This window comes from Chryseobacterium sp. 27AL, from assembly GCF_057815395.1.
On record NZ_JBYRIW010000008.1, the window covers coordinates 119395 to 135258 of the forward strand.

General features: G+C 40.9%; 9 protein-coding genes. 3 read left to right on the forward strand and 6 right to left on the reverse strand.

What is annotated here, in order from left to right; genetic code table 11:
* Positions 1–23: 23 nt before the first annotated feature.
* The 6 genes from lpdA to AC3WV0_RS12865 form a co-directional block, all read right to left on the reverse strand.
* Entirely contained in the window at positions 24–1412 is a 1389-nt protein-coding gene (gene lpdA, locus AC3WV0_RS12840) for a dihydrolipoyl dehydrogenase (protein ID WP_488846491.1), read from the reverse strand.
* 179 nt (positions 1413–1591) lie between these two features.
* On the reverse strand, positions 1592–1855 hold the full coding sequence (locus AC3WV0_RS12845) for a hypothetical protein (protein ID WP_312901908.1): 264 nt from the start codon (positions 1853–1855) through the stop codon (positions 1592–1594).
* Positions 1856–1950: 95 nt separating this feature from the next.
* The gene (locus AC3WV0_RS12850; RefSeq protein ID WP_488846492.1) at positions 1951–3261 is read right to left on the reverse strand and encodes a PQQ-dependent sugar dehydrogenase; all 1311 of its coding nucleotides are present in this window, start codon (positions 3259–3261) and stop codon (positions 1951–1953) included.
* A gap of 102 nt (positions 3262–3363) precedes the next feature.
* Positions 3364–3702: a nuclear transport factor 2 family protein gene (locus AC3WV0_RS12855; protein WP_488846493.1), complete on the reverse strand. Its 339-nt coding sequence runs from the start codon at positions 3700–3702 to the stop codon at positions 3364–3366.
* Between the two features lie 131 nt (positions 3703–3833).
* Positions 3834–6455: a beta-glucosidase gene (locus tag AC3WV0_RS12860; RefSeq protein ID WP_488846494.1), complete on the reverse strand. Its 2622-nt coding sequence runs from the start codon at positions 6453–6455 to the stop codon at positions 3834–3836.
* 311 nt (positions 6456–6766) lie between these two features.
* Positions 6767–8209 carry an alpha-L-fucosidase gene (locus AC3WV0_RS12865; RefSeq protein WP_488846495.1) on the reverse strand — a complete coding sequence of 481 codons (1443 nt, stop codon included), beginning with the start codon at positions 8207–8209 and terminating at the stop codon, positions 6767–6769.
* A gap of 810 nt (positions 8210–9019) precedes the next feature.
* On the opposite strand from AC3WV0_RS12865, the gene AC3WV0_RS12870 reads away from it, so the two are divergent.
* The 3 genes from AC3WV0_RS12870 to AC3WV0_RS12880 form a co-directional block, all read left to right on the forward strand.
* Positions 9020–10885 carry a T9SS type A sorting domain-containing protein gene (locus AC3WV0_RS12870; protein ID WP_488846496.1) on the forward strand — a complete coding sequence of 622 codons (1866 nt, stop codon included), beginning with the start codon at positions 9020–9022 and terminating at the stop codon, positions 10883–10885.
* 5 nt (positions 10886–10890) lie between these two features.
* Positions 10891–13719 carry a hypothetical protein gene (locus tag AC3WV0_RS12875; protein ID WP_488846497.1) on the forward strand — a complete coding sequence of 943 codons (2829 nt, stop codon included), beginning with the start codon at positions 10891–10893 and terminating at the stop codon, positions 13717–13719.
* A 47-nt stretch (positions 13720–13766) separates the two neighbouring features.
* Positions 13767–15864 (forward strand): DUF6443 domain-containing protein (locus AC3WV0_RS12880; protein WP_488846498.1); only part of this gene is annotated, 2098 nt, incomplete at its 3' end.

A 15864-nucleotide genomic window follows, 5' to 3' on the forward strand; every position in this document is an offset into this window, starting at 1 on the left:
CTTTGACAAAGTGGCATATAAATTTAAATGTGGATTACTTCTCCGTAAGCAGCAGCAGCAGCTTCCATAATAGCTTCTGATACTGTTGGATGCGGGTGAATTGATTTGATGATCTCGTGACCGGTAGTTTCCAGTTTTCTGGCAACAACTGCTTCGGCCACCATATCTGTAACACCTTCCCCGATCATGTGGCAACCTAGCCACTCACCGTATTTAGCATCAAAGATCACTTTAACGAAACCATCTGTATTACCGTTGGCCGTCGCTTTTCCACTTGCAGAAAGAGGGAATTTACCCACTTTGATTTCATATCCTTTCTCTTTAGCCTGCTTTTCTGTAAGACCAACAGAAGCAACTTCTGGGTGACAGTACGTACATCCAGGAATATTGCCGTAGTCTATTTTTTCAACGTGCAATCCTTTGATTTTTTCAACACAGGTAATTCCTTCAGCAGAAGCAACGTGTGCCAGAGCCTGAGTAGGAATAATATCACCGATCGCATAGTAACCAGGAACCGAAGTTTCGTACCATTCGTTTACTAAAACCCTGCCTTTATCCGTCTGGATTCCCACTTCTTCAAGTCCGATATTCTCAATGTTTGCAGCAATACCAACCGCAGACAATAAGATATCAGCTTCAAGCGTGATGTTTCCTTTTGCCGTTTTTACGGTAGCTTTCACCCCTTCTCCGCTGGTGTCAACACTTTCTACAGAAGCATTGGTCATAATTTCAATCCCTGATTTTTTAAGAGATTTTTCAAGGTGCTTAGAGATTTCTTCATCTTCTACAGGAACAATATTCGGCATAAATTCTACAACCGTTACCTTTGTTCCCATGGTGTTATAGAAGTCAGCAAATTCTACCCCGATCGCTCCGGAACCTACCACGATCATCGATTTCGGTTGTTCAGGAAGAGATAATGCCTGTCTGTATCCGATTACTTTTTTACCATCCTGAGGAAGGTTTGGCAATTCTCTTGAACGAGCACCAGTAGCAATGATGATGTGCGTTCCTGTATATTCAGTTACTTTCCCGTCTTTATCAGTAACGGAAACTTTTTTACCTTTCTGAATTTTGGCAGTTCCCAAAATCACATCGATCTTATTCTTTTTCATTAAGAATTCAATTCCTTTGCTCATTTTGTTGGCTACCCCACGGCTTCTCTGAATTACGTTTGGAAATTCAAAACTTCCTTCCACTTTGTTCAAACCATAATCTTCAGCGTGATTAATATAATGAAAAACCTGAGCAGATTTCAGCAAAGCTTTTGTCGGAATACATCCCCAGTTAAGGCAGATCCCTCCCAGACTTTCTTTCTCGATAATTGCAGTTTTGAAACCCAATTGTGCTGCTCTGATTGCAGTAACATATCCACCAGGACCACTTCCGATGACAATAATATCGTAATTCATTAGCTTAAAATTTTTATGCGAATTTAAGGAAAAATATTGGATGTTCCACGTTTCTTGCGCTGCAACTGAGATCAAGAAGTAAGACTATTTTAAACAAAAAAGAGAACGCTTAAGGCATTCTCTTTTATATTGTGTTTTTTGATGGGAACAAAGAATAAATTTTCTTCATTCATCCGGTTTTATCTTGTTGCTCTTAGCAGCCTTTTTTCATTTCTGTATCTTTCATTCAACGCTTTCAGCTGGTCATTCTTCATTCGTTTTGTTGCCAGCGGATGGTTAAGGATGAGCTTTTTCTCCTGATTATATTTTCTGTCAAGTTCCCTGGCCTTATCATTATACAACTGTGCTTTTGAAGGATGCGGTGGAGCCGGCGGACGTCTCTGGGAAAATGCAGTTGAAGATAATCCTACTATTAAAATGGCTGATATAAAAAACTTTTTCATGACATTCTATTTTTTGAATGATTTGAATCATTCGGGTTTATATGAATATTTGCATATTTTATACCAAAATAAATCACCAGCTTTTCAGATATAAATCACTTTTTATAAGCTACTCTCCATACGATTCCACTTACATCATCCGCTACCAGCAATGATCCGTCTGCAATCTGCAAAACGCCTACAGGTCTTCCGTATACATCTCCTTTGGCTTCATTGGCAATAAATCCTGTTAGAAATGGCTGATAGGGTCCTGAAGCTTTACCGTTAGCAAAAGGAACGAATACTACCTGATAACCAACCAGAGAAGAACGGTTCCAAGATCCGTGCTGCCCGATAAAAGCTCCGTTTTTATACTTTTCAGGAAATTGACTGCCGGTATAAAATGTAAGCCCTAAAGACGCCGTATGACTTCCCAGCGGCACATCAGGGACAATAGTTTTTGCCACAAGATCCGGTTTTTCTCCTTTTCTTCTTGGGTCTTCATTTTTTCCGAAGTAAGCGTAAGGCCAGCCATAAAAAGCGTTCTGCTTTACACTGGTCAGATAATCGGGAACCAGCTCATCACCAAGCTCATCCCTTTCATTCACCACCGTCCAGAGTTCGCCTGTTACTGGATTCCAGCTCATTCCAACCGGATTTCTCAAACCTGCTGCGTAGATCTTTTCGCCGCTTCCGTCAGGATTCACTTCAAGAATATTGGCTCTTCGAACTTCATTTTCCATTCCGTTTTCACCGACGTTACTTCCGGAGCCCACGCTGATGTAAATTTTAGACTGATCTTTATTGGCAATTAAATTTCTCGTCCAGTGATTATTATATCCCCCTGCAGGAAGGCTGACGATTTTCTTTCCGGGTTCGGTAATTTTTGTCTGACCTGTTTTATAAGGATACACCCAAAGCCCATCGGTATTGGCTACGTAAAATTTACCCTTAATAATAAGCATGCCGTAAGGTTGATTGAGCTTGTCCAGAAATACGGAAGACGACTCAGGAACGCCATCTTTGTTGGCATCACGATACAGGATAATCCTGTTGGCCGATTTGCCTCCGACCTCAGCATCGCTTTTTCCGCTGATGTCATTTTTTATTTTTTCCGTTGTGGAACGCTCCGAATTGGAAAGAACGACAAAAATATCCCCGTTTTCAGCCTGAATCATATTTCTGGGGCTTTTGATATGCTCAGCAAAACGCTTAACGGTAAATCCTTGCGGGGCAACCGGTGTTTTACCTTCTGGCCACCCAATGACATTACTGAATTTATTTTTGGAGTTTTTCTCGTCGGGAGCGGGCAATTTCAAAGTGTCTGTTTCTGTGACAACTTCTTTTCCGGTTGTGGTGCTTTCCTTTTTATTTTCTTTACAGCTGAAAAAAATCAGTGCAAAAGCAGGGAGAAGATAATTTTTCATAGATTTAAGTGATAATGGTTGGTAACTGGCTTGCAAAAAGTGTTCCTTAAGAAATCTGCAATCCTCCTGGCTTTTTAGAATGTATTATTATACAAAATAAAATCAGCTGACTACAAAAGCCTTCAATTCAGCTAATTTTCCATCTTCAAATCTCCAGACGTCACAATATTCATAGCTGATCCACTCCGAATTTTCGTTGGGTAAACTGATGGTTCCCACAGCGGTCAGATAGTTCCCTTCTTCAATCATTAATGCAACTTCAAACTTTGGAGGTTCTTTGTATGCTTCATTCATATAGGCTCTTACCTCATCAATTCCGTTAAGCGTACGGTCGCCAATAAAAGTCCAGCGGGTATCTTCTGTACAAAAGTTTAAAAATCCTTCGTGGTCGCCCGCTGCAATACAGGCATTCGCTTCTTGCAATATTAACTTTAAATTCATGGTATTTTTTTTAAGTGTTACACAGATAAAAGTTGATGATATTGCTGCTAAAAATGTGCCGACCTATACATAGCTGCAATACTGATGGCGCCTCAATTAGATCTTCACTGTAACCGATCTTCATTTAAACATCACTCAACCTCAATATTCTGTTTCAGTGGCAAATTCTTCGAAGAATTCCCGACAAAAATCCTATACGTTCCTTTTTCAACAATCCAGTTCATTTTCCCGTCTAAAAACTGCAGGTCTTTCACCGGAACTTCAATTGAAATCTGTTTTGATTCTCCCGGTTTCAGATATACTTTCTGAAATCCTTTTAGTTCAATAACCGGTCTTGAAACTGAGGCGAGCAAATCTTTCACATACAGCTGAATGACCTCACTTCCCGCTTTTGAACCAGTATTCCTTACATTGACTGTAGCAGTGATCGTATCATTTGCTGTAAACTGTAGTTTATTTAAACGTAAATCTGAAATTTCGAAAGTCGTATAGCTCAATCCGAAACCAAAAGGATACAACGGTTCGCCACTCAGATCATAATAGTCATTTCCCCTTCCTGTAGGTTGATGATTGTAAGACAGCGGCAACTGTCCCTCCTCTATCGGAAAAGTGATTGGCAGTTTACCCGAAGGATTTTCTGCCCCGAAAAGAACTTTGGCCACCGCATTTCCGCCTTCTTCTCCCGGATACCAGACGTCTAAAATGGCTCCGACTTTATCTTTCCAATCAGTCGTTTTTATTGCAGAACCACCCACCAGCACAACTGTTATTGGCTTATTCAATGTTGAAACTTTATGAATAAATGGTTCCTGATTTCCGGGAAGGGCGAGTGAAGAACGGTCCTGAAATTCTCCTTCGTGAATTCCTGCGGTTATAATGATGTAATCTGCATTTTGAGCGAGTTTTAAAGCTTCATTAAAATCTTTTTGATAGTCCGGTAAACCATAATTCCAGATCAGTTCAATATTCGCTTCTCCCCGGTTTTCATGAAAGTCCACGACAATGTCGTATTGTTTTCCTTTCACGAAATCAAGTTCAATCGTTTTGGTTGAATAACTTAATTTCTCCCATTGGTCGATCATTAATTTTCCATTTAAAAATAATCTGAAACCATCATTTCCACGCAATCCCAATTGGTATTTTCCGGAATTGGGTGCTTTCAGTTTTCCTGTCCAGCGGATGCTGTAGTTATCGGGCTGCAACTTTTCCGGATCCGGGGAATATAAAGTCCATTTAAAATTCAGCTGTTCATCCTGTTTTTCAACAACGGGATTACCTTTTAATTCAGGATTAGAAAAATACCTTCCTTTTAATCCATTTTGATTTTCAAAGGATAAAAACTCCGCAGGAACGGTGACAAACTTCTTCAGATTCCAGTCGATTCCTTTTGAATAATTAACTTCGATATTTTTATTTTTAACAAAATTTTTAATTCCCTCTAGCATGCTGACCTTCTTATTTCCGGGACCGGAATAACCGCCTAACCTTGCATCCACCGCATCGGTTCCCACCACTAAAATCTTTTTAATATTTTCCGGAACAGGAAGCGTTTTATTATTGTTCTGAAGCAAAACAAACGATTCAAGAGCTACTTTTTCAGCTAAAGGTTTATGATTAATTTTCTTTAATTCTTCAATATCTTTATCGGAAACATAAGGATTTTCAAATAAGCCCAGTTCAAATTTTGCTCTCAACACCCTTGACACGGCATCATCAATTCTCTCTTTCGAAATTCTACCATCCAGAAACGGTGGGATGAAAAGCTTATAATGCTGATATTCTGTTTGAAAAATCACATCAAGACCTGCATTCATCGCCTGTGCAGAAGCATCGTCATAATCTCTTGCCGTAAAATGCAGCACGTTGGCACCTCCGACCGCACTGGCGTCACTGATGACGAAACCGGTAAAATTCCATTCTTTTTTTAATTTTTCCGTCAACAACCAGTGATTGGCTGTCGAAGGCCTCCCATCCAGCAGATTATAAGAAGTCATTACCGAGCGGCTTGTCCCTCTATGAAAGGCTTTTTCAAATGGAATTAAATGCGTTTCCTCCAGATATCTTTTGCTCCAATGAATAGGATACGAATCTCTTCCGCCTTCTCCAACATTTGCCAGAAAATGTTTCGGGGTCGTAATAATTCCCTGATTTTCAAAAGAGCTGACAAAATTGACACCCATCACGGAAGTCAGGAACGGATCTTCACCATAGGTTTCCTCGGTTCTTCCCCAACGGACATCACTGGCAAGATTCACTACAGGCGTCAAAATCTGTCGGATTCCTCTCAATTTCGATTCTTTGGCAATTGCTGTTGAAACTTCTTTCATCAGTTCCGGATTAAAGGTGGCCGATAAACCGATCGCTTGTGGAAAAGCTGTCGCCCCTTCCCGCATTAAGCCATGTAGTGCCTCATCAAAATGAATGATCGGGATTCCCAATCGAGATTCTTCGACAAAATATTTCTGTATCGCATTAATTTTTTTCGCCAATCGTTCCGCATCTTCCTTGGCATTATAGGTCAACAATTGTCCTGCTGCTCCGCCCCCCTGATTTCCTGCGCTTACCTGCAATCCGAAAATTCCGTGTGCATACTGGCCTTTTGGGACATGATCCAGATCTCCGGGAATCATAAAGCACTGCCAGAACTTTTCTTCAGGAGTCATTCTTTTTAATAAATCCTGAACTCTGGATTCGACAGGTTGTTTTGGGTCTTTGTATAATGGTTTTTGAGCAAAAATAATTACGTTACTCAATAAGAATATTCCTATAATTTTAAATTGGAGGTTACAACGCATCGCGAAAATAATTTAGTTTAAAATAAGTTCTTTTGTCTTAAAACAAAAGAACCAAAAGTTCAAGACTTGGAACTCTTCGCTAAAAATAAAATCTGTTCTCTAAAAATTCTAAAACTCGCGCGAATTTGATATTTGTTCTTCGTTTCAATATTGTTATCGCACTCAAACAGTAGAATTTTCTTAACGTTCACAGATTTCATTTTTTTAACGCTACGATTTCCTATGTCGTTTTAACAACAATAAACTTATTTAAACAGACTTAATTCTAACTATTGTGTAATTTGAATTACGGTCGAATATTTCAATTGATTTCTTTCTTCTGGTAAATGAACTTTAATGGTACTTCCTGACTGCTTCCAATGAATTTTATTTTTTAAACCTAAAACTTTCAATGATTTGGGTTTAAAATTCTCCGGAATTGTAATATGTAATGTTGATGGAGCTTCATAATTCGTTTTTTCATCCAAATGAAAAACATTCATTGTTTTTCCGTCTTTGCTTTGGGTATAGTAAAAGTTTCCGTCGTGGTAAGGCGCTACACTTCTTGTGGCAAAAACGGCAGACTGGTTTTGATCCATCCAACCGGAAATCTCTTTTAACCTTTCATAAACCACAGGATCGTAGTCTCCATTGGGCCCTGGAGCGATATTCATCAGGTAATTCCCTCCTCTTGAAATAATTTTCACCAGTGTTTCAATGATTTTCTGGGATGATTTGTAATTGTCATTCGGAACATATGAAAACGAATCGCCCATCGTAATGCAACTTTCCCAAGGGATGGAAAGTGCTTTTTCCGGAATAGCCTGTTCGGGCGTTACATAATTCTCCCACTTTCCGGGAACGGTACGGTCTACAATGATGATTCCGGGCTGATTTTTCCGGGCCATATTTCCGATCTTATCCATGTCGATATCCTGTTCGACTTTGATCGTTCTTTGCCATTCAACATTCGGATCGATGGTATGGAACGGACGTACCCAGCCGCCGTCCAGCCACAGAATATCTATTTTTCCGTAATTCGATGTGATTTCATTCAACTGATTAAAAGCAAAATTCTTAAAACGGTTCCATTTCTCAGGATATTTTTGGGGATCATAATTTACGTTACGGTCTTTCGGCGGAAAATACGACCACCAGTAATCATCCGAATGCCAGTCGGGTTTTGAAAAATAAGCGCCGATTTTAAAGCCTTCTTTTCTGAAGGTATTGAAAATTTCCTTTGTTATATCCGCTTTTGGATTCTTGGAAAAAGGTGTTTTTGAGGAAGTAATTTTGTAATCAGACTGTTGAGTATCAAACATAGCAAAACCATCGTGATGCTTTGTGGTAAAAACCACGTATTTCATTCCTGCTTTTTTTACAGCTTCTGCCCATTTTTGAGGATTAAACTGAACCGGATTAAAAGTCGTCTGAAGATTTTCATAGTTCTTCACATACTCGTAGTACGATTTTCCGTGTTCAGGCTTTCTTTGCGTCCAGGATTCATCTTCGGGGCAAAGGCTCCAGCTTTCAACAATTCCCCATTGACTATAGGTTCCCCAATGCATAAACAGTCCGAATTTCAGGTCCTGCCAGTTTTCGAGATTTTGAGCCACCAATGGATCTGTCGGTTTCTGATAGCCTTCTGAAACATTGTGTGCCTGGGAAAATAGCGCAGATGAGATGAGTAAAGACGAGAGAAATACGGTTTTAGTTTTAGGGCTGATGAGCATGAAGTTTAGTTTTGGCTAATTTAATCATCCTTTGATGAATCCGCAAGCGGTTGACGCTTTATGAAAACTATGACGGGATTTGACGCGTTTTGACGGGATCTGACGGGTTTTGGAGGTACTTTCTTCGGGTCTTCTTCGGATCACCTTCGGGTCGGCTTCGGAAAAACGGTACTTTTTCCGAAGAGCTTCCGAAGAACTCCCGAAGGATTGTCGAAGAAATCTGCTTATTTTTTGATTTTTTGGAATGTTAATTTTAAACAATATATCATTGCTTTATGTTTTTTTCATAATTTTGCTGCGGATTTAAACATTATAAGCCTTTTTAAATTTATAATTTATTTTTTAACATTAAGGAATTAAGCCCCTTTAGCTTAAAAAACTTAATAAAAATCAATGTATTAATTTAATTAAATAGAGTTTAATTCACTAAAATTGACCACGTCGAATCTAAAGATTTCTTAATGTTAATTAAAGAATAAACAAAGTTTATTAATTTAGAAAATTAAGGAAAAAACTATAAAAAACTTATTTAGTAAAATTAAAACGGCTCTATACAACCTTAAAAATAAAAAATGCATCTGTCATAATAATACGACAGGATTTGTCGTTTAAGAGATTTAGTTTTGTATAACAGGTATTATTTGAATCCAAAACTTGAAAAATTAATAAAAACAAACCATGATAACAACAATTTCTATCCAGGCAATTTCTAATGATTGCTCCACTTTTTTAAGAACAAACAGGTTCTTAGTTTCTTAAAATAACTTCATCAGACAAAAAATAATACTTTAATTCTTTCAAACAATACGTATGAAAAGACTTTATTTCAGTGCATTAACTTTATGCACATTCTTGAGCATTTCCGCCCAGGAAGTAGTCTGGCAGAAAGACATCGAATCTTCGACACAGGATTTTCTTTCGCAGATTACCACGACTATCGACCAGCAATATCTGATAACCGGAAGCAGCATCCCTTCGAGAACCTCAGAGACCACTCCTTCGACAAGCTCAGGGACCGCACCTTCGAGAGCCTCAGGGACCGCCCTTTCGAAAGCAGGAGGCACCCTTCCCTTCGGCTCCGCTCAGGGTAAACTGGCTCAGGGGCCGGGGCAATCTCAGGAAAAACAGAACAACGGTTATGATTTCCATTTGGTTAAATTAAATCAGCAAGGCGAAGAGGTCTGGGAAAAATATTTCTCGGGACAGAACCATGATTTTCTTTCGGCTACGGTGAACACTCAGGAAGGTGGGTTTTTATTAGCCGGAACGAGTTTCAGCGGAAAAGGTTTGGATAAAAAAGAAGACTCCAAAGGCGGATCTGATATCTGGCTCATCCGGATCAATGAGTTTGGGGATGAACTGTGGCAGAAAACCATTGGCGGTGTTTCGGATGAAGAGGCCAGAGCGGTGATCCAGACGACGGATATGGGATTTTTTGTGGCGGGGAATGTTGCCTTCGGCTCTCTTCCCTTCGACTCCGCTCAGGGTTCCCTTCGAGAGCCTCAGGGAACGGTGGTTGCGCAGGGAACGAGAGGTTACGGATCGAAAGATGTTTTGGTAGTACGACTGGACAAAAACGGGAAGGAATTATCACAACTGGTTTTGGGTGGAAAAGGTTTGGATGAGGTGGAGAAGATGATTCCGACGAAGGATGGCGGGGCCTTATTGGGTGTGTATTCGAGAAGTAGTGCGGTAACAATGAATGATAAACAATCAATGATAAATGATGGTTCTCAGAACACAAGTTCTAGTTCAGGAATCAATCATCAATTATCAATCATCAATCATGCTAAAGCTACCGGCAACTATGGTGAGGGTGACTACTGGATCATCAAGCTTTCCAAAGACGGCAAGGTGGAATGGGAAAAGAATTTCGGAGGTAAAGGAGATGATCACTTAAGAACCCTGGCTTTAACATCTACAGGCTACCTAATCGGCGGTGAATCAAGATCAGAGAGATCGGGAAATAAAACAGTCGGCATCGAAGAAGGAACCGATTTATGGCTGATTTCACTCGATGAAAGAGGGGAAGAAATCTGGCAGAAATCCTACAACTTCAAAAACCGGGATGTACTGATGGGGATGAGTGTGATTACAAAGAGCCAAGGAGAAAGAGCCAGGAATCAGGATGTGACATCCGGGATTTTGCTGGGCGGTTATACCCAAGCTGAAGGGAGAATTGAAAATGATGATGAAACGTTCTGGATGCTGTATTTGGATCAGAACGGAAATGAGCAATGGAGAAAGCATGTGAAGGGAGAATCGAAGAAAAAGGAGGAAAGGCTTTCGGATATTAAGCTGAATAGAGACGGTTCAATTGTGTTGGCCGGAACAAGTGCTGAAGAACTCGGAAAAGAAAACTGGAAGATTGTAAAGCTTGGAGACAAGCAGATTGACCAGCTGATCGAAAAGCAGGATATTAAGATTTATCCGAATCCGGTGAGTGAGTATGCGTATGTGGAAATAGGAGCCTCCCCCAACCCCTCCAAAGGAGGGGAGTCTTCGTTTGAAGCGGAGATTACGGTGTATGATATGGGAGGAAGGCAACTGCAGAGCATGAAAACGAAGAATAAGGTGACAAAGATCAATACGCAGGCGCTGGTGCAGGGGGCGTATTTGGTGAGCGTGAAAACAAATGATAACAAAACAGCAAGTGCTAAATTGATTAAAAAATAAACAAGATGAGAAAAAAATACATCTGTGCAGTAAGTATGATGGGCCTTACGATAAGCCTATATGCGCAGCAGCAATTTCAGGGACTTAATTTGGGGGATATGCCGAAACCCGTTCCGTCCGTATCCTCACTTTCAACGTATACGGATACTCCGGCTTCTTTAGCTACCGGAATTCCCTCGATTTCGATTCCTATATTTTCACTTCCTGCCAGTGGAGGAACAAATCTAAGCTTGCAGCTGAGCTACAATCCGTTAAATGCTTCCGCAAATGAAGCCGGAAGTGAGGTAGGTACAGGCTGGTCATTGTTTAAAGGAGGGGTTATTTCAAGACAGATCATAGGAAATGTCGACGAAGCTTTTCAGACGACCGCTAATTCACATTATCAAAAGAATGTCTTTGATGATGAGTATTATTATAATCTTCCGGGACTTAACGGGAAATTCAAGATTGAAAGAAACATTGAGCAAAATACATTCAAGGTCATTGATCTGACACCGCTCAACCACATAAAAATAGAATATACCCGAGACAACAATAATGCCACTCTTATCGTAACATCTTTTACCATAACGGATGATTCCGGAACAAAGTATTATTTCAATGATTACGCTTCCAATTTTTTATATGACGGATATTATGACAGTATCGGTGCCTGGGGAATGGAATATAAGTCTGCATTTTTTTTAACACAGATAAAAGATGCCAATAATGTTGTCATCGCCGACTTTACCTATAAAAAAGATACGAAATATGACGGATCAATGCTGCTGTACCGGACCTGTAAGCTGGAAAAAATGATCTCATCATCAGGAAATATTGAAATCTTGTATGATTATGATCAGACCCTTGAAAAAACAATGAATGATCCTTACAGCATCAAAAGTGTATCTCTTTCTAATGCGTATGCTAAGGTAGCAGAATATGCTTTCGAATATTCTTATCCGCAGATGACCAATTCTGAAGGAACAGAGAAAAGAAGACAGTTGGAAAAAGTAAAAAAGATGGATGGGCAGGCCGTTTTGGAACAAACTTCCATGATCTACAATCCCAACGCTGCGAATCCTCCTGAATTTTTCGCATGTGGCCTGAGTGCAGACTATGGTCCTTCCAATGTGCTAAGAAAAATTATTTTCCCAAACAAAGGAGTAACGGAATATGTGTATGAGATGAGTGATATCTTCGCAGACAGGAACAGCCAGCTCCTTCTTGAGAACATGCTGACTGGCTATAATCCCTGTATGAATTTCGCCCAGACTTCTCCTTATTTCGGATCGTATATCAGCCAGTCGACCACCTATACTTTTACCGTATCAGGAGATCCGGCGAAGAAAAAGGCTTTCTGGCTTAATTTCGAGGCTATGCATGATGTTCCGCCAGGTCCCGTAAATCCAGGCACAGGATTTCCTACTATTCCTCCTCCCCTTACGGAGAACCAGAAAATGTCTTATACCTTGAAAAAAGGTTCGGAAGTCCTGGCTACCAATCAGAAAGGAGAATACACCCAGTTTATCAATTATCCGGGCCAATATACAGTTACGGTAAACGTCCCTTATGTGGGAGGAGAAGTCAGTTTTCAGCTGACAGAGCTTATGCCTAATCCCGGACCGTACAGAAATGCCAGCCCGGCACAGGGGAAATACAGAATACGATCCATTAAAAGATACAATGATATCAGCAGCACCAGTGCTCAGAAATTCATTAATTACAGCTATGACGACTTTTCTCTTCCCAACACCTCCAGCGGACATCTTTCGATGGCAGAGAATCTGCTGTTCAAAAATGTAAAGGTAACAGAAGGTACAGGAAACGGGTATACAAAATATGAGTTTAAAACACCGGAAGATTACCCTTCATATTCTATTATTAAAGATGGGAATACAGTGGCATTCTGGCCATATTATAATCTTATAAAAGATGGACTTCCTGTAAAAAAAGAAGTCTATAATGAGAGCAACCAGCTTTTGAGCAGAGAGAGTACCGAATATACTTTTGCTATCGCAGATAACAGCGATTACCTGATTGATTCGGGAGGATATTCAAAGGCTTCGTGGGTCAGCTATTCGAAAACAGTTTCTGAAATGTATCCTTCCGGGGGACAGTCTTCGTTTGTTAAGACCATTAATGAAAGTACGTTCCGGGCAGATAACTACAGACCGGATCATGCGAAAAGCATTGCTGCCGACGGTACGGTGACAGAAAGCTTTTACAAATATGCCCAGGATAAAAATCTCACTTCCCTAATCAACGCTAATATGACAGGCGTGCAGGTAGAGTCTGAAATCAAGAGAAACGGAAAAACCATCGGAAAGTCTGAAACTAAATTTGAGAATACTTCTGCTAAATACCCATCTTCTTCCATTGAAATCAACCCTAATAACAGCAGTGTAAAAACTTCCATAACCTATGACCGATATGATGACCGTGGAAATATTGTACAATACACTACCAATATTGATCCGCTTACCGGAAAGGGAAACCCTGTAACCATAATCTGGGGCTACAACAAGACCGTGCCTATTGCAAAGATAACAGGGGCTCAATGGGCTGATGTAGGCACGCTGGCAAATGATATTGTGACAAAATCAAATGCAGATATCAATACCGCAAAAGAAAATGAGCTGATTGCAGCACTGGATGCTTTCAGGGATCATCCTTCGCTTAAGAAGTTTCAGATCACCACCTATTCCTACGACCCTTTGATCGGAGTAACAACAGTAACCCCATCAAACGGAATGAGAGAATTTTACCGGTATGATTCCTCAGGACGGCTGGTTGCTGTAAAAGACGCCAATGGGAATATCGTAAAAGAAGTTAAATACAACAACAGACAATAATGAAGAGGTTTGATCATCGAGGTGTACCATTAAATACGGAAAAAATCATGAAAAAAATATTAATATTCATTATCCTGATCGGGGTAAGCGGATTCTTCACTGCACAGACGCTGAGCTCATCGGAAAACTATATCTATATGCGGACCTACCTGGAACCCGTGACCACTGAAACTCCCACGGCCAAGCAAATCCAGTCGGTTCAGTATTTTGACGGACTGGGAAGAACAAAACAACAGGTCTCTATAAAAGTGACGGCCAGCGGTAAAGACCTTGTAGTCCCTTCGGAATACGACCCGTCCGGAAGACAAACCAAAAGTTACCTGCCCATTCCTGTCAGTTCATTGAACGGAGCACTACAGACCGTCAGCGGAAGCTCCGTCAATGCATATTATGACACGTCCAATGCCTATTCGGAAGCTTTACCGGAAAACTCTCCTCTGGGAAGAGTGCTGAAGCAGGCGCATCCCGGTGCGGAGTGGCAAATGAATACCGACCATACCGTAAAGTTTGAATACGGAACAAATTCGGGGAGCGAGGTAAGAAGACTCAAAGCAGTAACGGCATGGAACAGCACGACTCTTATGAATGACGTGTCGCTAAGCTTCGCGTCTGATGACGATTTTACAGCAGGAGGATATTACAAAGCCAATACCCTTATTAAGAAAGTGACAAAGGATGAGGACGATAAACCGACCGAGGTCTTTACCAATACTTCAGGACAGATCCTGCTGATACGTAAGGTAAACAACTACAAAGGAACGATACAGTATCTCGATACGTATTATGTTTATGATGAGTTTGGCAACCTCGTACTGGTAGTTCCGCCGAAAGCAGCTTTCAGCAACATAACAGAGCTGAACGCCCATCTGAATACCTTATGTTATCAATACCGGTACGATCAGTATAACCGTCTGGCCGAGAAAAAGATCCCCGGAAAAAATTACTGGGAATCAATTGTATATGATAAGCAGAATCGTCCTGTTCTTACCCAGGATGCCAACCAGAAATCAAAGCAGTGGTCTTTTGTAAAATATGATGAGCTGGGCAGAACGGTGTACAGCGGACTTTTTGCCAGTACGGCTTCCAGGGCTTCACTGCAGACCACATTGAATGGCATGTCTGCCAATGCCCTGAACAATGAAGCCAGGGCGGAAACCTCCTTTACGGCGGCCGGAACTGCCGTTTACTATACCAACAATGCTTTCCCGACAGAAAGCCTGACTGTTTTATCGGTTAATTACTATGACAGCTACCCTGCCGGATCTCCTTCGATTCCTTCTTCTATCCTGCAGCAAAGTACACTTTCCCAAACTCCCGTCAGCATTACCTCAAACGGATATACTACCAGCAGAAGCATAAAATCCCTGCCTACGGCAAGCTATGTGAAAAATATTGAGAATGACAGCTGGTCTTCTTCTTTCATCTGGTATGACAGGCAGACAAGGCCAGTCGGAACCTATGCAAAAAATCATCTCGGGGGATATACCAGAACCGAGTCTGAATTTGATTTTTCAGGAGCAGTCCTGCAGACCTTTGTGTATCATAAAAGGCTGAACACCGATGCTGAAAAAGTGATCAGGCAAAGGTTTATCTATGATGACCAGAAAAGACTGAAAAAGCAGTACCACCAGGTGGACAGTATGCAGGAAGAGCTCCTGGCGGAAAACACCTACAACGACCTCGGACAGCTGGTTAATAAGCAGGTGGGAAACAACCTCCAAAGCATAGACTATACTTATAACCTGAGAGGAAACCTTATCAGTGTCAATGACCTTGGAGGCCCGCAAGGTAAGCTTTTTGCCTATGAGATCAGATATACCGATCCGGAAGATACCGAGCCCCGCTACAACGGCAACATTACGGAGGTAAGCTGGAAAGCAGCCACCAATAATGTACTAAAACGATACGATTACCAATATGATGACCTGAACAGACTCACCAAAGGAACCTATTCTGAACCGAAAGCTTCTGTTCCCGCGAATGATTTCTACAATGAAACGGCAGATTATGATATCGCCGGAAATATCACATCTCTTCAAAGGAATACAAAAAGTTTTTCTGGCACCGCGGAACTCATTGACAACCTTATCTACACCTATACCGGCAATACTCTGCTCTCGGTAAAGGATGAATCGGAAAACTATG